This is a genomic window from Weissella sagaensis, from assembly GCF_010306265.1.
Lineage (GTDB): Bacteria > Bacillota > Bacilli > Lactobacillales > Lactobacillaceae > Weissella > Weissella sagaensis.
The window spans coordinates 1-20,400 of sequence record NZ_BLKA01000005.1; the positions used below are offsets into that span (position 1 = coordinate 1).

The window sequence follows — 20,400 nt, forward strand, 5'->3', positions numbered from 1 at the left end:
ACGTTTAGCTCAGCTGGGAGAGCACCTGCCTTACAAGCAGGGGGTCACAGGTTCGATCCCTGTAACGTCCATTGGTCGCATGGTCTAGTTGGTTAGGACGTTCGCCTGTCACGCGAAAGATCACGGGTTCGAATCCCGTTGTGACCGTATAATTAAGTATTACATTATTGTCATAGGGGTATAGTTTAGCGGTAGAACAACGGTCTCCAAAACCGTCGGCGTGGGTTCGATTCCCTCTACCCCTGCCATGGCGGTAGTGGTGAAGTGGTTAACACACCGGTTTGTGGTACCGGCACGCGTGGGTTCGATCCCCATCTACCGCCCTATTTAATGTAATACTTAATATGTTGCCGTTGTGGCGGAATTGGCAGACGCGCTGGACTCAAAATCCAGTTCTCGCAAGGGAGTATGGGTTCGACCCCCATCGACGGCATAATTAAAAACGAGAAAACTTATATATAGTTTTCTCGTTTTTTTGTATAATAAAACATATATACATTGTGTATAATATACACTATATATAAAACAAAATATGGGAGAGTTGTAATGGACATTTATGTCATATCACTAATTGTTATTTTTATAATGATGCTAATTTTACACTGGCAAAAGAAAGTTTTTTGGAGTTTACTTTTTGCTGATGTTTTTCTGTTTATGACATTAATTGAGTCATTAAATTTTATAAATCAGATTAACATTGAAAATGACTTTTTTTCAATGGCGATATTGCTTGGATTTTATGTTTTAATACCACTTTTGGTTATTATAGGTAGTATCTTTTTAGTACGTAATACTAGAATTATGTATCTAAAAGAGGGACGTAGTTTAGTAGCAAAATTATCAGCTGGGTTTGGACTTAATATTTTCGTTATACTTGGTGTGCTATTGTTTATGCTACAGTTTGATTTATTTTCTAAAAATATATATTTAGCAATAATCGTTGAATCGTTTTTATTAATTGATGTATTTTTTGTATCATTATTTATATGTTACTTGATATATTCAGTCATAAATCAAATGTTACCATATAAAAAGCATGTTGATTATATCATTGTATTAGGTGCAGGTATTCGTTCAGAAGAGGTCACACCTTTATTAAAGAGTCGATTAGATAAAGGGCTAATGTATCTTAAGGATAATCCACAGGTGAAATTCGTTGTTAGCGGTGGAAAAGGTCCAGATGAGCCAGTCAGTGAAGCATTTGCGATGGCAAAGTATTTACGATCACAAAATATTCCAGATAATCAAATTATTATAGAAGATCAGTCAACCACAACCTATGAAAATATGAAGTATTCTAAAATTAAAATTGATGATGACTGGTCTGATGAAAAGCGTAAACCCAATGTATTGTTTACAACAAATAATTATCATGTTTTACGTAGTATGACATATGCTGATATGGCGAAGTTGAAGGCGCACGGTGCAGGGGCACCAACATCATACTACTTTTTACCATCCGCTTTATTACGTGAATATGCGGCAGTTTTAGTACAAAATAAGATAAAAATAATTTTAATTATGCTTCTTATTATCAGTTTCGTGATAATTGTATCTTGGCCATTTTAGATGTCATGATAAAATAAGATTTATTGGATTGCTAAAATATTACTGGAGGTATGATGTATGACAAAAGAGCCGATTACAAGTGATAATCATCAACAATTAATGTTAGATTTTGGTATTGATGCACCACAAATTGGTGAAAAAAATATAACCTTAGTAGATGGTGTTTTAGTGCGTGATGAAAATAATAAGGCTAAAACATATTTTCATTGGGAGGTTATTCATCGTGCTGATGAAACTTATTGGTCACCTTTAGATGGTGATCGCAAAACACTTTATGATATTACAGATTATAAAATCAAAAACAAGCAAAATGACCAATGGTTAACAGTAGAAGAATGGTTTAAACTTGATAAATTTTAATAAAAGAATATGTATAACTTCCTGGAACTTAAATTAAAAGTTTGGGGAAGCTTAAGCAATTAACTGGTCGTAAAAATTTCTGTATGCACTGGAATTTTCACAACCAGTTTTTATTTAATTTCTTTATATAAAAAATATAATAATATATCGTTACTTTTGAATTATGATAGCGGTTAGTAACCAGATTGTGTATGACACATGATTGATATTTAAAATTTTTTGTAAACATTAACCCCCGTAAGTTAGGTCATTTTCTAACTTGCGGGGGTTAATGTTAATCAAAATTTTGTTGAATTAATTGTTAATTTATTGATTTTGGATGTTTTCGTAGCTGACATAATAACAAAATTAATAAAATAATGAAACCAAACAGGCACATATATTTTGCAAAGTTCATACCGGGCGTATGATAAGTTAGTTTAATATTGTTTTGGCCAACCTTAAGGGGTATGCCAATGAAACCACTATCTAATTTTATTAGCTTGTTATGACCATTGACTATCCAACCATGACTATAGGGAATAGTTGTTGCCAATATTTGCGACTTATTGACGCGAATACGTGTTTTAATCTGATTATCGGTTAACTGATAAGTTGGGGCCCGATTAATTATAGTACTAGCAACTTTATCAAATCTTTTGTCTGTTGGAATCCCTTTAATTTGGACATCAAAACTATAATGACCAGCTTTACTAAAAGTAAGCGGTATGAATGTTTCTTGATTCGTTTTCGTAGCTTGTCCAAGATTGAGGGTAACTTGTTTTAATGGATTATAAAATGATAAATTAGCTTGACCAGTTTGTTTAAATGAATTTGTAAAATCATTATAGGTTGCAGTCAATGTATAACCACTAATGCCATTGCCAATCGTGCTAATATTTTTTTTATACCAGTTCCATGTATAAGCTTGTTTATTATATTGCCGATCAATTAATGTTTGTGGGTTTTGTTTGTTTTGTTTATGCATGTATTGATAATTAGCTAAAGCGGCCTTTTGTTGTTGCTTAAAAGTAAATGGTTTGAATTGGAGATTAGAAATTTCTAAATGCAATTCAGTGCCTTTTAGCGCTTTAGATGGTCTTAAATAAAACCCCTCTGGTAATAATTCAGGATGAGTCGTATAAGTCATGTGCATTTTTTGGGTAGCAGCTTTTGTTAAATCAGTACGAACTTTACCAGTAACGACAGAATTCGCAAAGGCTGAAGCGTGTTGTTTACCCGTACGTGTAACAATACTATCAGCTAAAACAGCTTCTTTTTGTGTTGCAGATAATCTATTGTAAAAATTTCGATTAACATTATTATTTGTTAAATATAATAATGGATACGCATTGTCAGAGTGGGCTAGTGTCTGACCATTAATAATTTTATTGTTGTCAGCAATATAAGAATGAGGTGTTAGTGTACCTGGATTTTCAAAGCGATCAGCTACACCTAATAAATTACTAAGCACGTTTCTAGAATCTAAATTACCAGTAATGTCATTTGGATTGGCCGTACTAATATTCAAAGGAGCGAGCCCTTGGCCAACAGCACCATTCTGTAATGACCAATAACTTTCAATATTATTTAGTGGACCATTAATGGGTAAATTGGTTGCAGGGGCAATGCCGGTCATATTGTTTAGTTGGTTATCAACATAGGACCTTGTGAATGAGCCTTGCTTGCTTTTAGGATATTCTTTTTGCTGTGTTAACAGTTGTTTTACAGTATCATTTGATAATAAATCTGTTTTAGCAGGATTGGTATTATTCGTATGATTTCTAGACGTTATGAAAAAGATATTCACTAATACTAAAATAACTAACCATATTGGTCTAAACCCAGATGATGATTGGCTAAACCATAGCATAATTAATGTGACAAAATAAATAGCAATAATCATACCGTATCGCATGTTCAAGTTGAAGTTACTGATGATAAGTAACGAGATTGTTGCAATAATACCAACTATGAAAAATGAAAGATAATCATGAAATGTTAATTCTGATAAGTGTCTAAGCATTTGGAAAAGCATGACACTAATTGGTAAGGATAACATAAATAGCCAACGATTAGATGGAGATGAACCGCCGTTTAAAATTGCTGCAAATATAGGGGTACAGCAACCTAAAAAGGTAATAACCCATAAAATATTGAATAATTGATAACGGTGCCAACGTCGTAGTGAAAAAACAATGGCCATAACACTAATAGCACTAAACCCACCAGTCAACCAAAATGAGGGAGTAGTTAGGTTGGCAATTAAGTTACCAGGTAATGCTAAATAATAATAAAGTGGGTAGATAGTTAACCCATTAGCTAGCCCATTGTTGGTACGAGCTGAATTTAATACGGCATCAACACTAGGTAAAAATAGTGGTGCCGCTAGCATAAGGGAAAGTATTCCTGCAAAAAGAATTTTGAGATGTGATTGCCAGGCTAGCCAAGACTTGTGTTGGTAATGATATCCTATCCAGAATACAATAAGGCCAATTATTAACATAAAAGCAAAATAAAAATTATTCCAAATCGTCCAAAATACCATCAAAATAAGAGGAACATATTTATTTTGAGTCAATGCATAATGCATTGACCAAATAAGTAGCGGAAAAATAATTAAGGGATTAATAAAAAAAGGATGCTCAAAAGCAGAAAAAGCAGTGTATCCAGAAAAAACGTATGTGAATGCCACAATTTGATACTGCCAAGTTGGGGATGATTTAAACCAATGTTGGATAAACATCAAGCAAGCTAAACCTGCTAAATATAATCTAATAATGATCATTACATTATAGTAAGTTAATAAGTACTTTTCTGAAATAAAAGCAATACCATATGTGAATATGTCACCTAAGGTATAGTAAGAAAATGTTTGATAGTAATCACTACCAAGGCCTAATTTCCAAGACCAATTAGTTGGGAAAGCATGATTAAAAATAATGTTTTTAAGATCAGATTGCCATTCTACTAAGGCTGGGTAATGTTGTGCAATACCATCTGATTGCCAAATTAATGATGTATTGGTGAAATAATAGGGCGCAAATAAACATAGCGCTAAAATAAAGAATAAAAATGTGTAAGTCATAACAAGTTTAGATGACTGTTTAAGTTGCCAGGGCATGTTTGATACCTCCAAAAGACTATCAAAGTATTATATCATTTTCAGGTATTTTCTAACCAAAAAAATAGGACTAAAAAAATTAACTGTCACTATTTCTAAAGTACAATAAAAGGCATCACTGCAACCGTTTACAAGCACATACAATATAGTTTATAATAAAGAGCGTACAAAAGTTTTGTATGTTGAATTAAATATATATATATTAAGGAGCGTGGCAATTATGGTAAATTTCATTATTGCTAGTCATGGTGAATTTGCTGCGGGTATCCGACAATCTGGTCAAATGATCTTTGGAGAACAGGAAAATGTTCAAGTTGTAACATTTATGCCGAATGAAGGTCCAGAAGATTTGATGAAGAAGTTCGAAGATGCTTTAGCAACATTTGAACCAGAGGGACAAGTTTTGTTCCTCGTTGATTTATGGGGAGGTTCACCATTTAATGCTGCATCTCGTATTCAAGCCTTACATGAGGACCGAATGGCCATTATTACAGGGCTAAACTTGCCAATGTTAGTAGAAGCTTATGGGGCTCGTTTCACAATGGAAACAGCTGCTGAAATTGCAAGTTACTTGATGCCAGTTGCACGAGATGGTGTTAAAACTCTACCTGAAACCAAGGATTCAGCAGTAGAAGTTTCAGATAGTGCTGATGATGAACCAATTGTTGAGGCAGGCGATGTGGATGAAGTCATTCATACGGGTTCAGCAACAATGGATATTCGCTTAGCACGAATTGACTCACGTTTGTTGCACGGACAAGTTGCAACAGCATGGACTAAGTCAGTATCGCCAAATAGAATTATTGTTGTGTCAGATAGTGTTTCAAAGGATGAATTACGTAAAACTTTGTTAACACAAGCTGCACCAGTAGGGGTTAAGGTTAACGTTGTGCCAATTCAAAAATTGGCTGATGTTTGGGATGACCCTCGTTTTGCTACTGTTAAAGCTTTGCTTTTGTTTGAAACACCACAAGATGTTGCTAAAGCAGTTGAAAGTGGCGTTAAATTAGACAAAGTGAATATTGGTTCAATGTCTCATTCTGAAGGTAAGCGGATGCTAACCAATGCAGTTGCCGTTGATGAAGAAGATATTAAAACTTTAGAGTACCTACGTGATAATGGTATTACGTTTGATGTTCGTAAAGTTCCTGCTGATCAAGGCAAGGACGTCTTTGATTTATTGAAAAAGTCATAATTACTTTTTATAGAAAATTATTCGGGAGGATAACGCATGATTTCAGCGTTTTTCGTAGTTCTATTTGCATTCCTAGCAGGAATGGATGGGATTTTAGATCAATTTCAGTTTCACCAACCATTAGTAGCCGCCACATTAATTGGGCTAGCTAATGGTCATTTGACTGAAGGAATTATTCTTGGTGGAACATTACAAATGTTGGCGCTAGGTTGGATGAACATTGGAGCTGCTGTCGCACCCGATGCTGCCTTAGCATCAGCTGTTTCAGCCTACTTAGTTACTGGTCCAGCACAGGTTAGTGTTGACACTGGTATGGCAATTGCTATTCCTTTGGCTGTAGCTGGTCAAGTTTTGACAATTGGTGTTCGTACATTGACTGTTGCTTTGGCTCACATTGCTGACAAGCAAGCTGAAAAGGGAAGTTTGCGTGGTGTTGAAACAGTTCACTGGACAGCTTTGAGTCTACAAGGATTGCGTATTGCAATTCCTGTTATTATCGTCATGGCCGTTGGTGCTGGTCCTGTTAATGATGCATTGAATGCAATTCCTGATGTAATTACTAAGGGATTGGCGGTAGCCGGTGGATTTATTGTTGTCGTTGGATATGCAATGGTTATTAACATGATGGCTACTGCAGAACTATGGCCATTCTTCTTCTTGGGATTTGCATTATCAGCAGTTTCAGAACTAAACTTGATTGCTATGGGTATGATTGGTCTTGTATTGGCTTTGATTTACCTACAACTATCACCACGTTTTAACGGTGGTTCAGGAAATAGCGGTTCTGGAAAAGGTGGCTCAGGTAACGGCGACCCAATTGATACGATTTTAAATAATTACTAAGCTTGGAGGAAAGTACATCATGAGTGAAGAAACAAAGAATGAAGTTCACTTGACTAAAGGTGATCTTGTTAATACTTGGTGGCGTTCAACTTTCTTGCAAGCTGCATGGAATTATGAACGTATGCAAAACGTTGGATGGGCATTTTCAATGATTCCCGGTATCCGCCGTTTGTATAAAACAAAAGAAGATCGAGCTAGCGCTTTAAAGCGTCACTTGGAATTCTTTAATACACACCCTTATGTTGCATCACCAATTTTGGGTGTTCAATTAGCAATGGAAGAACAACGTGCTAATGGTGCAGAAATTAACGATGAAGCAATCAACGGTGTGAAGGTCGGAATGATGGGACCTTTGGCTGGTGTTGGTGATCCAATTTTTTGGGGAACTATGCGCCCTGTTCTAGGAGCGTTTGCTGCTGGTATGGCTCAAAGTGGCTCAGTTATGGGTCCAATCATTTTCTTCGTTGTTTGGAATCTTATTCGTATGTTGTTCCTATGGTATTCACAACAATTGGGATACCGTGAAGGGACGAATATTACGCAAGACTTGGCTGGTGGTGCCATGCAAAAAATTACCACTGGTGCCTCAATTCTAGGTATGTTTATCATGGGAGTGCTAGTTCCTCGTTGGACAACGATGAACTTCCCAATGGTAATGTCAAAGGTTAAGGTACAAGATGGTGCTGCAGCAGACATTCCAGGTTTGGCAAAAGCAATTAATGGTGGTGATGTTTCAGCCTCAAAGATTGCCGATGTTGTTGGTCAAATCCAGGGTGGTCAATCGTTGACAGCTTATAAAGTAACAACTTTGCAAGATACATTAGATCAATTATTGCCAGGCTTGGCACCATTATTGTTGATGTTCATTGTATTGTGGTTGCTACGTAAGCGTGTATCTGCTATTACGATTATCTTTGGTTTGTTCTTTGTTGGTATTTTGGCATATGCCTTTGGTATCATGGCATAAACTAATTTTAAATAAATTTGTTAAAATAAAAGATGAGACAGTGGATGATAAACTGTCCCATCTTTTTTTATTCAATGGGAGAAATGAAATGGTGCAAGGATTAAATTCAAATATTTTGTTAACAGGTAATGCTAATGCGATGATGTCACCAGTTAATATTCAACAAGGTCGAATATTTTATGGCGATCGTGGCATTGAGTTTCGCGCTAACACTGGTGGTGGATACATTCAAATTCCATGGCGTAATGTAGAATCTGTCAGCATGGAAATTATTTTAAATTTCTATTATCGTGGCTTTTTTGTAAAAACAACGGATGGTAAAACTTTTGAATTTGTTGGTGGCAAAGCTAAACAAGCCATTACAATTTTCAGAGATCATTTACAAGCTAACCAAATATTAAGACGTAAAGGAATTATGGAGCGTAAACGCAAGTAATTATTGTAAAGTATAGGGGGAAACATTATGAAGACGTTGCACTTATATGTTGTTCGTCATGGCAAGACATACTTTAATCGTTATAATAAATTACAAGGATGGGGTAATTCGCCATTAATGGCAGAGGGTATTAAAGATGCTCAAATCGCTGCACAAACTTTATCTAATGTAGATTTAAAAGCAGCGTATAGCTCGGATACAACTAGAGCGATGGATACGGCAAAAATAATTATTGATGGAAATAAAAATAAACAGCACTTACAATTAATTACAGCCTCAAACTTTCGTGAAGAATTTTATGGTAGTTTTGAGGGCTCTAATATGGATGTTGCTTGGACAAGCGCAGGCGCTTCAGTTGGTCTGAAAACGTATAAAGAAATTGTTGATGCATATGGTGTGGATAAAACCAAAGATTTATTAAAGGCGGCTGATCCGTGGCATGATGCGGAGAATAGTGAAGAATATTGGCAACGCGTAAATCAGGGATTTCAACGTATTTTAAATAATCCAATATTGGATGATGGTGATAGTGTTTTGTTAATTAGTCATGGTAATACTTTGATTTCTTTAGCTGATCGCTTTGGAGAAGGTAAAATTCAAGTTCATGAGCGTCCATTAAATGGCTCGATTGCACGTATGGAACTGAGTGCTGATGGGTTGACGATTTTAACGTATAACAATCAGCCTGTTCAGAATTAAGTGAATTAAAAATATGAAAAACGTAATAACTTTTTATGACGTGATATACTTATTCAGGTTATAAAAAGGAGATTCATATGGTTCACAAGAAAAAACAACGGACAAAGACAGTATCCATTAGCACTGTTGTGGTAGTTATTGGCGTCGCTATTTTACAACAGACAGGTGTTATTTCTGATATTGATAACAAGCTACAGCCTGCCGACACTAAAAGTAGTGTATCAAGTAATAAGATTAGTCAACCAACAGTTAATCTTAAAGATGGCATCAATTATGGTACTGTTTTTGATAAATATCCAAGTGAATCGTTAAGCAAGACGGTTCTAACAAATGATGTTGTTGCGCAATTAAAAGCGAATAAAGTAACCTTTAATAATACCGGTTCATATATCGTTAACGATGATAAAACAGATTTAAATGCAAACGTTAATGTAGCACCATATGTGCAATTATCATCCCAAGATGGTCTAGGAAGACCAAGAGTAGCTAATGCCTATTTAAACAAAAGTAGTCGACAATATCGTTCACGAGATGAAACAGGGAATTCAAAAACGATTAATCCAGTTGGTTGGCATCAAGCAACAATCGGAGGGACATATAATACTTTGTATAACCGGGGACATTTAATTGGATATGCTTTGGCCGGTAATATTAAATCATTTGATCCATCTGAGGCAAATCCACAAAATATAGCAACACAAACTGCCTGGGCTAATCAAGCATCGAATGGTAACGCAGAAAATACTGGTCAAAATTACTATGAAACGCAGGTTCGTCGGGCACTAGATGGTAATAAAAGGGTTCGTTATCGCGTAACACCAATTTATCATAATAATGACTTAGTACCGTCTGGTAATCATATGGAAGCTAAGTCAAGTGATGGACAGCTAGAGTTTAATGTCTTTGTGCCAAATGTTCAGCAGGGTGTAAAAATTGATTATGCAACAGGCGCTAGTACGCTGGTTAAATAAGCTGTTGACTAAATAATTCATGAAATTATGAAACGATTATCAAGCATCGATATTAATAGGTCGATGCTTTTTAAATACAACAATTAAAGGATTAAAAATGGTAATTTATCCCCTATAATTCGGCTATACAAAATAATTGACTAATTTAGAGTATGATATAAAGGTGGTGTTGATCGTTCTTTTGTAGTTTAGTGATGTTTTTAATTTAATTGGTTGCTGCTAATAAAATAAAATTAAAAAAACTGACTAAATCTTTAATGATTTAGTCAGTCAAATAAATTGGACACCAATTCGGCACTAGGCACAATGTGAATACCTTTATATCAACGTTTATAGCATCTATAAAATGGACCTGGGGGGAATCGAACCCTCATCTCCGGAACCGGAATCCAACGTGATATCCATTACACTACAGGTCCATAACAAATAACAATTATAAACCAATAGATTCGTATTAGCAATAGAAATAAAATGCTTAATGAAGTATCATTAGGTTAAACCTTGCAGTTAGTTAAGTTTACCTTTATAATAAAAACTATAATAATATAAATTTATAACAGAAAAGGTGAATACAATGGCATCATCCGAAGGAAAGGCCACGATGGGCCGAAACATTAAACGTTATATTAAACAAAATGAGATAACAGCAGCACATTTGGCCGAAATAATTGGCGTATCAACAGCAACAATTTCGGATTGGTCAAATGGTAAAACATATCCAAGAATTGATAAGATCGAGGCCATGGCCGAATATTTTAAAATTGCAAAATCAGATCTTGTTGAAGAACCAAGTCAAGTTTCAAAAACGATGATGACTGATGAACCAGTATTAATGGCAGCACATTGGGGAATAGACATTTCAGGTTTACCAGATGAAGAGCGAGCACGTGTCATTGATCGTGCTAAGTCATACATTGAGGGCCTGATTGCTAATTATGAGGATCGGAATGGGAACAGATAGCTATGATAATCTCTTGATAAGAGTAGAAAATGATTTATTAGAGTTAGGGATGACACCCGTTATTTTAGATACAATGCCTTTAAAAGAAAATTCGGGATTAGATGGTGTTGCCTATCTTAAGGAAGATAAAGCGTATATATTTATTGATAAAACGCTACCCATTTTTGAAAAGGCGCGTACTTTGGTAGAGGAATTTCATCATGCGATTTCAGACATTGGGAATCATTTAGACTATAATACAAGCTTAGCGCATAATGATGAAGTTGTTGCTCGCGAAGCAGTTATTAAGTATATGACTAGCGAAGAAACTATGATAAAGATTGCACAAGAGTATGAAAATCAGCCATTTGAAGCGTGGATGTTATGTGAGTATTTAGGTTACCCGTTGGATTTTGCACAAGAAACCGTGGATTTATACCGTCACAGCGGCCTGTTAAATTAAACCTAATAAAACTGTTGATTTTAGTTTTAATCTAATCTATAATTAATTTAGTCCTAAGGAAAAACACGTAGGACTTTAATTAGTTACATTAGTTAAGTTTAAACTAACAGGAGGAGTGGCTATGAGTAATGCAATGATTGCTTTTTTAATTGTTTTGGGGATATTTATGTGTTTGTGGATTGTGGCACTAACAATTGTAACGATACTTGAAAATTTATTCATGGGAAAATTACACCGATATGTTAGGGGAATAAATTTACTAATGCGCTATGGATTGATTAGGTTAGGTGGTGTAGATGATAAAGAGGCCCACCGTCTTGTGCTTGAAAAATAGATTGTGAAAATTTTATTAATTAATGATAAATAATCGGTAAATAGCTGATTAAACGTTTCAGAAAACTCTTATTCGTGAGTGTTTATTTTGGAACTTAAATCAGATTATAAACATAATAATCTATTGTTAAACAATTTTTTTATAATCAATCTAATATAATTTTTTTGGAAATAAATTTTGAAATTAAGCATTTGTTCAGAGACTTACTTTGTTTGCGAAAATATAAGTAAAGTCGTATAATATATCATGTAGGAACGTAACAAAAAAAGAATTTTTTGGGAGGGATCTTAATAATATGACTGTTAAGATTGGTATCAACGGTTTTGGCCGTATTGGTCGTTTAGCATTTCGTCGCATCCTTGAATTGAAGGATACTGCAGATGACATTGAAGTTGTTGCAATTAACGATTTAACAAACCCTGCTATGTTGGCATACTTGTTGAAGTATGATTCAACACATGGTACTTTGGCAGCTGAAGTTTCAGCTGATGAAGAAGGTATTATCGTTGACGGTAAGAAGATCCGTGTATACGCTGAGCGTAACGCAGCTGACTTGAAGTGGGTTGCTAACGATGGTGTTGAAGTTGTTTTGGAATCAACAGGATTCTACACTTCAGCAGAAAAGTCACAAGCTCACTTGGATGCTGGTGCTAAGAAGGTGTTGATTTCAGCACCTGCTGGTAACATTCCAACGGTTGTGTACGGTGTTAACCAAGATACATTGACTGCAGATGATAACATTGTATCTGCTGGTTCATGTACTACTCAATCACTTGCACCATTGGCAAACGCCTTGAACAAGGAATTTGGTATTGAACTTGGTTTGATGACTACTGTTCACGCTTTCACTGGTACTCAAATGCTTTTGGATGGTCCTAAGGGTAAGAAGATGCGCTCAAATCGTGCTGCATCTGTAAATACTATTCCTCACTCAACTGGTGCTGCTAAGGCTATCGGTTTGGTTGTTCCTGAAGTTGCTGGTAAGTTGGATGGTCACGCACAACGTGTTGGTGTTGTTGACGGTTCAGTTACTGAATTGACAACAGTTTTGTCAAAGACTGTTTCAGCTGAAGAAATCAACGAAGCTGTTAAGAAGTACGAAAATGATTCATTTGGATACAATGCTGATGAAATTGTTTCATCAGATATCATCGGTGACACACACGGTGCCGTATTTGATCCAACTTTGACTAAGGTTATCACTGTTGGTGATAAGCAATTAGTACAAACTGCTGCTTGGTATGACAACGAGTATGGTTTCACTTCAAACATGATCCGTACTTTGTTGCACTTGGCAACACTTTAATAGTGGAATAACTATTATTGAAAACGGGTGGTTTAGTAATAGTCTGAACCACCCGTTTTTTATATAAATTTCTTAGTTATTTTTAGTAGAGAAAAGAGGAATTTTATGACGAAATTAACAGTTGATGACTTAGAGCTAAAAGGTAAAAAAGTATTGATGCGTGTTGACTTCAACGTTCCGCTAAAGGAAGTTGATGGTCAACAAGAAGTTGCTAATGATAACCGTATTGTAGCAGCATTGCCAACTATTAAGCATGTTTTGTCAGCAGGTGGACGTGCAGTATTGTTTTCACACTTAGGTCGTGTTAAGAGTGAAGATGATAAGCCTGGATTATCAATGAAGCCAGTTGCACAACGTTTGGCTGATTTGCTTGGTCAACCTGTAACTTTTGTTCCTGCCATTGAAGGTCCTGAACTAGAAGAAGCCATTAACCAATTAGAAGATGGTCAAGTATTAATCTTTGAAAATACACGTTATGCTGATGTTGTTGATGGTGAGGAAGTTAAGCGTGAGTCAAAGAATGATCCTGAATTAGGTGCTTACTGGTCTTCATTAGGTGACGTATTTGTAAATGATGCATTCGGAACGGCTCATCGTTCACATGCATCTAATGCAGGTATTGCAGCTAATATTGAACAAACAGCAGCTGGTTACTTGATGGAAAAAGAAATTAAGTTTTTGGGTGGTGCAGTTGAAAATCCAGAACGTCCATTTGTTGCCATTATTGGTGGTGCAAAAGTTTCTGATAAAATTACAATCATCCAAAATCTATTGGCAAAAGCTGATAAGGTAATCGTTGGTGGTGGAATGGCTTACACTTTCGCTGCTGCTAAGGGTGAAAAAATTGGTAATTCATTATTTGAAGCTGACAAGGTTGAACTGGCTAAGCAATTGATTGCTGATGCTGGTGATAAGTTAGTATTGCCTATTGATGCTGTCGCAGCTGATAACTTTGCAAATAATGCAGAGTCATATGTTGCTGAAGGTGACATTAAAGATGGATACATGGGGCTAGATATTGGTCCTAAGTCAATTGAGCTATTTAAATCAGTTCTTGCAGATGCAAAGACAGTTGTTTGGAATGGACCTATGGGTGTATTTGAAATGGAAAACTTTGCTAAGGGAACATTGGCTATTGGTGAAGAACTTGTTAAAGTGACTGAAAATGGGGCAACAACCATTGTTGGTGGTGGTGATTCAACCGCTGCTGTACAACAATTAGGTGTTGCTGATCAATTAAGTCATATTTCAACTGGTGGTGGTGCTTCATTGGAGTACTTAGAAGGTAAGACTTTGCCTGGAATCGCTGCTATTTCTGAAAAATAAATGTCTCATACTAAAAAGCAATAAGTTACCAATTTTGGTGATTTATTGCTTTTTTATTATGAGTAATCTACTTGTTCATTATAAATACAAGCATGAAAGTTATTTTAAATTAAAATATTTTAAACACTTTTAATATTATTGAGATGCCATACAGGTTATAATTGTGATAAACTATTCCAAATAGTAATGTATAAGGAAGTCTATTATGGATATTCATAAATTTAATGTGTTTTTAGACTTAGCTAAAACCGAAAATTATTCTGAGACAGCTAGAAGATTATATACAACACAAGGAAATGTTTCTAAACAAATATTAGCCTTGGAAAAAGAATTAAAAACAAAATTATTTATACGTGAACATCGCCGTATCTCGCTAACTGAATCAGGCCGTATTACAGAAATGTATGCTAAAAAAATCATTCATGAATTTGATGCATTACAACAAACATTAAATCAACATAATATTGAGTCGGACAATGTCTTAACAATTCATACGATGTCAGCTTTTTCAAATTACGAAGGGTTTTCATTAATGAGCTCTTTTCATCAAAATTTTCCAGAAGTAACATTACATTTTTCTGAAATTAAAGATCGTAAGCTTGTTGACTCATTATTAGACAATCAAGCAGATATTATTTTTGGCCAATATATTACAGGATTAAACAATAAATTTGAAACACTGTTAACCGATCAAGATAGCTTAGTGGCTGTGTTGCCAGCAAATCATTCCTTATCGGCCAAAAGAGTACTGTCAATCAATGATATCTTACAAGAAGATATTTTAGTGTTGGATGGTGAAGAATCATTAGTATTTAATAAACTTAGTATGATGGTTGAACGACAGCAGTTAACAACAGCTGTTGCTTATCGAGGAAAACGTGTTGATATAATATTAAACATGGTTTCAAATGGTATGGGAATTGCTTTGGTTATGGATAAGCGTGTTGATATTAGTAATGATAATCAACTGATTAAGCGTAAGGTGCGGTTAAATACAACCAGTAATTTTGGCTTTATACGTTTAAAACAAGAGCATGAGTCCAATGCTAATAAACTATTTTGGAAATATATAACACAAGTCGTTAACCAACATATTAATTAGTCAGTATTTTGTTGATTGATGTGTTATGATGGTAATATAATAGAATATTAATCACAAAGGGGAGCCATTTATGGCTGAGAAAGAGGATTGCTCTAGACCCTTCGTACCTGTTTTAGTTATTTAAGCGTAGGAATTGTGAAAATACCAATATGAGTAATTGTATTTATAAAGGCTTTTTTGTGATTTTTTATTGCAAAAAGGCCTTTTTTGTTGTCTGACTTTTATAAGCAGTAAAATTTTTGGGAGAATTAAGATGAATTCAAAAGTTAGGAAAATAACTTACTTAGCAATGATGATTGCTTTGGATGTTGTATTATCGCCTATTTTACGTATTGAAGGCATGGCACCGATGTCTAGCGTTATTAATATATTGGCCGGTGTTTTAATGGGGCCATTATATGCAACCGTTATGGCCGTATGTTGTGGTATTATTAGAATGCTTTTGATGGGGATTCCGCCATTGGCATTAACGGGGGCTGTTTTCGGTGCATTGTTAGCAGGTGTTGGTGCACGCCTAACGCGGAATATTTACGGGTCAATTATTGGCGAAATTATTGGGACGGGGATTATTGGTTCATTAGTTTCTTATCCGGTAATGGTATTATTTACAGGTACTAAAACAGATTTATATTGGTTGTTGTATACGCCAAGATTTTTAGGGGCAACATTAATGGGGGCGGTAGCTGCTTGGTTAATTTGGCAGCAAGCTAAGAAAATTTCTTTGTTTAAAGATATGATGCAAGTGTTTAATGGGAAAAGGGTGATACGATAATGGAAAAAGTAACCATGCCATTGACTACTGCACCGTTAGTTCATTGTATAACGAATACGGTTTCCGTTGAAACAGTGGCCAATGCATTACTTTATATTGGTGCAAAACCTATAATGACTGAAGATGTTCGGGCTTTTTCAGATTTGGCAAGACAAACAAACAGTGTTTTGTTAAATTTAGGTAGCTTATCCGTAGCTAAAGAAGAGAGTTTGCTGGCTGCAAGTAAGCTAGCCTATCATGATAAACCTTTTGTTTTAGACGTAGTAGGTGTCGCAAGTGCTAGGACAGCAATGCATATAGCGACTGCGATTATGACGTATGAACCAACAATTGTGCGTGGTAATATTTCAGAAATGCGAGCAATTGCAGGATTGAAAACAAATGGTCGTGGTGTGGATGGCAACCAAATCGATCAAACACCTGCAGCATTTACAGAGTTAATAACAGCACTCAAAACACTACCAACTACTTCAATTTACGTTGCTACAGGAGCAAAAGATATTATTGTAGCCCAAAATAATGTGTGGGTTTTAGAGAATGGTGTTTTAGAATTGGATTGTTTTACGGGTTCAGGTGATGTATTAGGTGCACTGTTAGCAGCTTTATTAGGTGAACAAATTGTGCCTGAGACTGCTGCTGTTTTGGCGATTAGTTATTTAAATATTGCGGGTGAACAAGCTAAAATGACCGCCACAACAAAAGGAATTGCTGATTTTAGACAACAATTTCTAAACCAATTATCATTACTGGGTGAACAAAATCCAAATTGGATGGATCAAATGAAGGGGACTATTAATGGCAAAAGAATTGTATTTAGTGACATCACGCTATGATGAAAACGAGGAAACATTTTTAGAACGAGTTAATACAGCATGTGCTAATGGGGTAACTTTTGTGCAATTACGCGAAAAAGATTTAACCACACGTGCGTATTATGAACTAGCTATTAAAGTTAAAAAGATAACGGATCGGTATCACTTACCGTTGATTATTGATGATCGTATTGACATTTGTTTGGTAATTGATGCTAGTGGGGCGCATATAGGTGATGATGAACTACCAGTTGATGTGGCCCGTAAATTATTAGGACCAAATAAGATATTGGGCGTATCAGCGAAAACGGTAGCACGTGCGGTTGAAGCAGAACAGCAAGGTGCTGATTATTTAGGAACTGGTGCAATGTTTCCAACGCAAACGAAAGTTATTACAAAGCCAACTAGTAAGCAAACGCTAAAAGAAATTACGAAAACTGTTGATATACCAGTTTTTGCAATTGGTGGTATTAAAGAACACAATATCAATACGCTGACAGATACCAATATTGTTGGTGTGGCCGTAGTGAGTGAAATTATGCAAGCACCAAATATTGCAGATAAGGTAAAACAATTAAAAGAAGCAATTAGTTTGCTATAATCAGATTGAGACTGGGGTTTAGTTTACCCAGTCTTTTTTATATACTGATATTATGATAAAAGCACTAAATTTAGTTAAAACATATATAATGAAAGGAATATTACAATGATTGTATTTGAGGATGTTGTAAAAACGTATCAAGATAAACAAGTTGTGAATCATCTTAATTTAACGATTGCATCCGGTGAATTTTTTGTATTAGTTGGCCCAAGTGGTAGTGGTAAAACAACAATTCTTAAAATGATTAATCGGCTAACACAGCAAACGCACGGTAAAATTTTGATAGATAATAAAGATGTAGCAAGTACGAATACGACAATTTTGAGGCGACATATTGGCTATGTCTTACAAAATATTGCACTTTTCCCCAATCTTACGATTAGTCAAAATGCAGGTATTTTGTTAGAAGCAAATGGCGTTAAACGTAGTCAAAGGCAACAATTAGTCAAAATATTATTAGATAAAGTCGGGTTACCATATGAACAATATGGAACGCGTATGCCACGTGAACTATCTGGTGGGGAGCAACAGCGTGTTGGTATTGTCCGTGCGCTAATTACTAAGCCAGAAATTATTTTAATGGATGAGCCTTTTAGTGCATTAGATCCATTATCACGTAAACAATTACAAGATTTAATACTATCTTTATATCAAGAATTTAGGCCAACAATTGTTTTTGTCACACATGATATGCAAGAAGCGTTACGCTTGGGGTCAAAAATTGGTGTATTGGTTAATGGGGAGCTGCAACAAGTAGGTAAGCCGCAAACAATTATTAATCAACCGGCTAATGCAGTAGTATCATCATTATTTAACAATCAACGAATAACGTTAATTGCTGATTTACTTGAGGCTGGCCTAGGACAGAAGATTACTACTGATGTGTCCGTTGAGGGACCACATCTTAAAAGTACACAAACTCTCCAAGAACTGGCAGCTATGTTGTATCGTCATGATAGTGCTATTATTGACCAACAATATATCATTAATCAACGTCATTTATTAATGTATATTAGCAAATATTAAGGAGCGTAAAATGTTAAATGATTTGTTGCATTTTGTGATGACACATGCAAGCGACATTATTGTCGCTTTAGAAGAGCATATCCTACTTTCTTTGGCTGCAATCTTAGTTGCGGCAGTGATTGCAATTCCTTTAGCTATTATCTTAATGAATCATCGACGAGCAGGTGAAGTTGTTTTACAAATTGCAGGTATCATTCAAACGATACCTAGTTTAGCTGTATTAGGTGTTTTAATTCCATTTGTTGGTATTGGGACATTTCCTGCTGTTATAGCATTAGTGTTATATGCAATTATGCCAATCTTTCAAAATACATATGCAGGATTAACGCAAATTGATGCGAATTTATTGGAAGCAGCTGAAGCTTTTGGTTTTTCAAAATATTTTAAGTTATTTAAAATTCAATTACCATTGGCTATGCCGCTGATTCTATCTGGATTGCGCATTGCAATGGTCATGATTATTGGAACAGCTACTTTAGCAGCATTAATTGGTGGTGGTGGATTAGGATCATTTATTATGATTGGTATCCAGACAAATGATAATGCACAGCTATTATTAGGCGCAATTTTATCTGCTGTTTTGGCATTGGCTTTTTCATGGTTAATTAAAATAATTGGTAAATTATCTTTGAAAAAAATGGGCATCCTAGCGATCGTTGCAATTTTGTTACTTGGTGGTTATTTTACTGGTAAAGCACTAACACAGCCTAAAGGACGTATTACAATTGCTGGTAAACTAGGCGGTGAACCAGAAATTTTAATAAATATGTATAAAGAATTAATTGAAGCCGATAATGCACGTTTGGACGTGCAATTGAAACCGGATTTTGGTGGCACAACATTTATTTATAAAGCGATTAAGAGTGGTGATGTTGATATTTACCCAGAATTTACTGGTACTGTTTTACAAAACCTTATCAAAGGGAAAACTGTTAGCCACCAACCAAGACAAGCCTATCATGATGCAAAGGAAGCCTTATATAATCAGGCTAATTTAACTTATTTAGCACCAATGCGATATCAAAATACATATGCATTAGCAGTACGACAAAGTGATGCTAAGAAATATAATTTAAAAACAACTAGTGATTTAGCAAAGATGTCATCACAATTAACAGCAGGTTTTGATCATGATTTTTATGAATTAAAGGATTCATATCCAGGTATGAAAAAAGCTTACGGATTACAATTTAAAGATGTGAAAAGTATGTCGTCTAGTTTGCGTTATAATGCATTAGCTAATGGCCAAATTGATGTCACGGATGCTTATACAACAGATCCACAATTGAAGGCTGATAAGTTAGTAACTTTAGTTGATGATAAAAAATATTTTCCCCCATTCCAAGGAGCACCATTGGTACGGGAAAACATCTTAAAAAAATATCCAAGTGTAAAAAAGAGTCTAGAGCGCTTAGATAATAAAATAACAAATCAAGATATGATTAATATGAATTATCAAGTAACGGTTCAACACAAGTCTGCTGATAAGGTCGCACATCTTTATTTGAAAAAACATAATTTATTAAAGTAACCCTTTAATTTTAATGTTTGATATATTATTGGCATATAAACCTG

Annotated in this window: 20 protein-coding genes, 6 tRNA genes and 1 riboswitch; of the genes, 24 read left to right on the forward strand and 2 right to left on the reverse strand. The window is 35.2% G+C overall.

The window, feature by feature from the left end:
• The 7 genes from G7Y65_RS06210 to G7Y65_RS06240 all read left to right on the forward strand — a co-directional run bounded on the left by G7Y65_RS06210 (position 1) and on the right by G7Y65_RS06240 (position 1,929).
• A tRNA-Val gene (locus tag G7Y65_RS06210) sits at positions 1-71 on the forward strand.
• Between the two features lie 2 nt (positions 72-73).
• Positions 74-147 (forward strand) — tRNA-Asp (locus G7Y65_RS06215).
• A gap of 27 nt (positions 148-174) precedes the next feature.
• Positions 175-248 (forward strand) — tRNA-Trp (locus G7Y65_RS06220).
• Between the two features lie 2 nt (positions 249-250).
• A tRNA-His gene (locus tag G7Y65_RS06225) sits at positions 251-323 on the forward strand.
• A gap of 26 nt (positions 324-349) precedes the next feature.
• Positions 350-433 (forward strand) — tRNA-Leu (locus tag G7Y65_RS06230).
• A 113-nt stretch (positions 434-546) separates the two neighbouring features.
• Positions 547-1,569 carry a YdcF family protein gene (locus G7Y65_RS06235; RefSeq protein ID WP_141926549.1) on the forward strand — a complete coding sequence of 341 codons (1,023 nt, stop codon included), beginning with the start codon at positions 547-549 and terminating at the stop codon, positions 1,567-1,569.
• 57 nt (positions 1,570-1,626) lie between these two features.
• Positions 1,627-1,929: a hypothetical protein gene (locus G7Y65_RS06240; RefSeq protein ID WP_042492666.1), complete on the forward strand. Its 303-nt coding sequence runs from the start codon at positions 1,627-1,629 to the stop codon at positions 1,927-1,929.
• A gap of 301 nt (positions 1,930-2,230) precedes the next feature.
• Here G7Y65_RS06240 and G7Y65_RS06245 read toward each other — a convergent pair whose 3' ends face one another.
• On the reverse strand, positions 2,231-5,032 hold the full coding sequence (locus G7Y65_RS06245; RefSeq protein WP_137600758.1) for a YfhO family protein: 2,802 nt from the start codon (positions 5,030-5,032) through the stop codon (positions 2,231-2,233).
• 220 nt (positions 5,033-5,252) lie between these two features.
• Between G7Y65_RS06245 and G7Y65_RS06250 the strand changes: the two genes are divergently transcribed.
• The 6 genes from G7Y65_RS06250 to G7Y65_RS06275 all read left to right on the forward strand — a co-directional run bounded on the left by G7Y65_RS06250 (position 5,253) and on the right by G7Y65_RS06275 (position 10,143).
• Positions 5,253-6,227, forward strand: coding sequence for a mannose/fructose/sorbose PTS transporter subunit IIB (locus G7Y65_RS06250; protein WP_042492669.1), 975 nt, complete (start codon positions 5,253-5,255; stop codon positions 6,225-6,227).
• 36 nt (positions 6,228-6,263) lie between these two features.
• Positions 6,264-7,070, forward strand: coding sequence for a PTS mannose/fructose/sorbose transporter subunit IIC (locus G7Y65_RS06255; RefSeq protein ID WP_042492671.1), 807 nt, complete (start codon positions 6,264-6,266; stop codon positions 7,068-7,070).
• A 19-nt stretch (positions 7,071-7,089) separates the two neighbouring features.
• Positions 7,090-8,037: a PTS system mannose/fructose/sorbose family transporter subunit IID gene (locus G7Y65_RS06260; RefSeq protein WP_042492672.1), complete on the forward strand. Its 948-nt coding sequence runs from the start codon at positions 7,090-7,092 to the stop codon at positions 8,035-8,037.
• Between the two features lie 88 nt (positions 8,038-8,125).
• The gene (locus G7Y65_RS06265; protein ID WP_137600756.1) at positions 8,126-8,473 is read left to right on the forward strand and encodes a DUF956 family protein; all 348 of its coding nucleotides are present in this window, start codon (positions 8,126-8,128) and stop codon (positions 8,471-8,473) included.
• A 27-nt stretch (positions 8,474-8,500) separates the two neighbouring features.
• The gene (locus G7Y65_RS06270; protein ID WP_042492674.1) at positions 8,501-9,172 is read left to right on the forward strand and encodes a histidine phosphatase family protein; all 672 of its coding nucleotides are present in this window, start codon (positions 8,501-8,503) and stop codon (positions 9,170-9,172) included.
• Positions 9,173-9,249: 77 nt separating this feature from the next.
• Positions 9,250-10,143, forward strand: a complete 894-nt coding sequence (locus G7Y65_RS06275) for a DNA/RNA non-specific endonuclease (protein ID WP_052348390.1) — start codon at positions 9,250-9,252, stop codon at positions 10,141-10,143.
• A 347-nt stretch (positions 10,144-10,490) separates the two neighbouring features.
• Here G7Y65_RS06275 and G7Y65_RS06280 read toward each other — a convergent pair.
• Positions 10,491-10,562, reverse strand: a tRNA-Arg gene (locus G7Y65_RS06280).
• 155 nt (positions 10,563-10,717) lie between these two features.
• On the opposite strand from G7Y65_RS06280, the gene G7Y65_RS06285 reads away from it, so the two are divergent.
• From G7Y65_RS06285 to G7Y65_RS06335, 11 genes are all read left to right on the forward strand, one after another.
• Entirely contained in the window at positions 10,718-11,104 is a 387-nt protein-coding gene (locus G7Y65_RS06285) for a helix-turn-helix transcriptional regulator (protein WP_042492733.1), read from the forward strand.
• A complete protein-coding gene (locus G7Y65_RS06290) occupies positions 11,091-11,546 on the forward strand; it encodes a hypothetical protein (protein WP_042492734.1) in 456 nt (151 codons plus the stop codon). Before G7Y65_RS06285 ends, G7Y65_RS06290 begins: the two co-directional genes overlap by 14 nt.
• A 121-nt stretch (positions 11,547-11,667) precedes the next feature.
• Entirely contained in the window at positions 11,668-11,880 is a 213-nt protein-coding gene (locus G7Y65_RS06295) for a hypothetical protein (RefSeq protein WP_042492736.1), read from the forward strand.
• A gap of 295 nt (positions 11,881-12,175) precedes the next feature.
• Positions 12,176-13,186, forward strand: a complete 1,011-nt coding sequence (gene gap, locus G7Y65_RS06300) for a type I glyceraldehyde-3-phosphate dehydrogenase (RefSeq protein ID WP_042492737.1) — start codon at positions 12,176-12,178, stop codon at positions 13,184-13,186.
• A 105-nt stretch (positions 13,187-13,291) separates the two neighbouring features.
• Complete coding sequence (locus tag G7Y65_RS06305) at positions 13,292-14,512, forward strand: phosphoglycerate kinase (protein ID WP_042492738.1); 1,221 nt, start codon at positions 13,292-13,294, stop codon at positions 14,510-14,512.
• Between the two features lie 205 nt (positions 14,513-14,717).
• Positions 14,718-15,614: a LysR family transcriptional regulator gene (locus tag G7Y65_RS06310; protein WP_042492740.1), complete on the forward strand. Its 897-nt coding sequence runs from the start codon at positions 14,718-14,720 to the stop codon at positions 15,612-15,614.
• A 47-nt stretch (positions 15,615-15,661) separates the two neighbouring features.
• Positions 15,662-15,764, forward strand: a riboswitch (TPP riboswitch).
• A gap of 103 nt (positions 15,765-15,867) precedes the next feature.
• Positions 15,868-16,386 (forward strand): energy coupling factor transporter S component ThiW, encoded by a 519-nt coding sequence (gene thiW / locus G7Y65_RS06315; protein ID WP_137600714.1) that lies wholly within the window; start codon positions 15,868-15,870, stop codon positions 16,384-16,386.
• Complete coding sequence (thiM, locus tag G7Y65_RS06320; protein WP_137600713.1) at positions 16,386-17,219, forward strand: hydroxyethylthiazole kinase; 834 nt, start codon at positions 16,386-16,388, stop codon at positions 17,217-17,219. The genes thiW and thiM overlap by 1 nt, the downstream gene beginning before the upstream one ends.
• Positions 17,182-17,799 (forward strand): thiamine phosphate synthase, encoded by a 618-nt coding sequence (thiE, locus tag G7Y65_RS06325; protein WP_165314736.1) that lies wholly within the window; start codon positions 17,182-17,184, stop codon positions 17,797-17,799. Before thiM ends, thiE begins: the two co-directional genes overlap by 38 nt.
• Before the next feature lie 105 nt (positions 17,800-17,904).
• Positions 17,905-18,825, forward strand: coding sequence for an ATP-binding cassette domain-containing protein (locus tag G7Y65_RS06330; protein WP_042492745.1), 921 nt, complete (start codon positions 17,905-17,907; stop codon positions 18,823-18,825).
• Between the two features lie 10 nt (positions 18,826-18,835).
• Entirely contained in the window at positions 18,836-20,356 is a 1,521-nt protein-coding gene (locus G7Y65_RS06335; protein ID WP_042492747.1) for an ABC transporter permease/substrate-binding protein, read from the forward strand.
• The last annotated feature ends 44 nt before the right edge of the window (positions 20,357-20,400 follow it).

Excerpts from the sequence above, each read along its gene's own strand:
- G7Y65_RS06235 (WP_141926549.1), top strand. The coding sequence starts at position 547 with ATGGACATTTATGTCATATCACTAATTGTTATTTTTATAATGATGCTA.
- G7Y65_RS06240 (WP_042492666.1), top strand. The coding sequence starts at position 1,627 with ATGACAAAAGAGCCGATTACAAGTGATAATCATCAACAATTAATGTTA.
- G7Y65_RS06245 (WP_137600758.1), bottom strand. The coding sequence starts at position 5,032 with ATGCCCTGGCAACTTAAACAGTCATCTAAACTTGTTATGACTTACACA.
- G7Y65_RS06250 (WP_042492669.1), top strand. The coding sequence starts at position 5,253 with ATGGTAAATTTCATTATTGCTAGTCATGGTGAATTTGCTGCGGGTATC.
- G7Y65_RS06255 (WP_042492671.1), top strand. The coding sequence starts at position 6,264 with ATGATTTCAGCGTTTTTCGTAGTTCTATTTGCATTCCTAGCAGGAATG.
- G7Y65_RS06260 (WP_042492672.1), top strand. The coding sequence starts at position 7,090 with ATGAGTGAAGAAACAAAGAATGAAGTTCACTTGACTAAAGGTGATCTT.
- G7Y65_RS06265 (WP_137600756.1), top strand. The coding sequence starts at position 8,126 with ATGGTGCAAGGATTAAATTCAAATATTTTGTTAACAGGTAATGCTAAT.
- G7Y65_RS06270 (WP_042492674.1), top strand. The coding sequence starts at position 8,501 with ATGAAGACGTTGCACTTATATGTTGTTCGTCATGGCAAGACATACTTT.
- G7Y65_RS06275 (WP_052348390.1), top strand. The coding sequence starts at position 9,250 with ATGGTTCACAAGAAAAAACAACGGACAAAGACAGTATCCATTAGCACT.
- G7Y65_RS06285 (WP_042492733.1), top strand. The coding sequence starts at position 10,718 with ATGGCATCATCCGAAGGAAAGGCCACGATGGGCCGAAACATTAAACGT.
- G7Y65_RS06290 (WP_042492734.1), top strand. The coding sequence starts at position 11,091 with ATGGGAACAGATAGCTATGATAATCTCTTGATAAGAGTAGAAAATGAT.
- G7Y65_RS06295 (WP_042492736.1), top strand. The coding sequence starts at position 11,668 with ATGAGTAATGCAATGATTGCTTTTTTAATTGTTTTGGGGATATTTATG.
- gap (WP_042492737.1), top strand. The coding sequence starts at position 12,176 with ATGACTGTTAAGATTGGTATCAACGGTTTTGGCCGTATTGGTCGTTTA.
- G7Y65_RS06305 (WP_042492738.1), top strand. The coding sequence starts at position 13,292 with ATGACGAAATTAACAGTTGATGACTTAGAGCTAAAAGGTAAAAAAGTA.
- G7Y65_RS06310 (WP_042492740.1), top strand. The coding sequence starts at position 14,718 with ATGGATATTCATAAATTTAATGTGTTTTTAGACTTAGCTAAAACCGAA.
- thiW (WP_137600714.1), top strand. The coding sequence starts at position 15,868 with ATGAATTCAAAAGTTAGGAAAATAACTTACTTAGCAATGATGATTGCT.
- thiM (WP_137600713.1), top strand. The coding sequence starts at position 16,386 with ATGGAAAAAGTAACCATGCCATTGACTACTGCACCGTTAGTTCATTGT.
- thiE (WP_165314736.1), top strand. The coding sequence starts at position 17,182 with ATGGCAAAAGAATTGTATTTAGTGACATCACGCTATGATGAAAACGAG.
- G7Y65_RS06330 (WP_042492745.1), top strand. The coding sequence starts at position 17,905 with ATGATTGTATTTGAGGATGTTGTAAAAACGTATCAAGATAAACAAGTT.
- G7Y65_RS06335 (WP_042492747.1), top strand. The coding sequence starts at position 18,836 with ATGTTAAATGATTTGTTGCATTTTGTGATGACACATGCAAGCGACATT.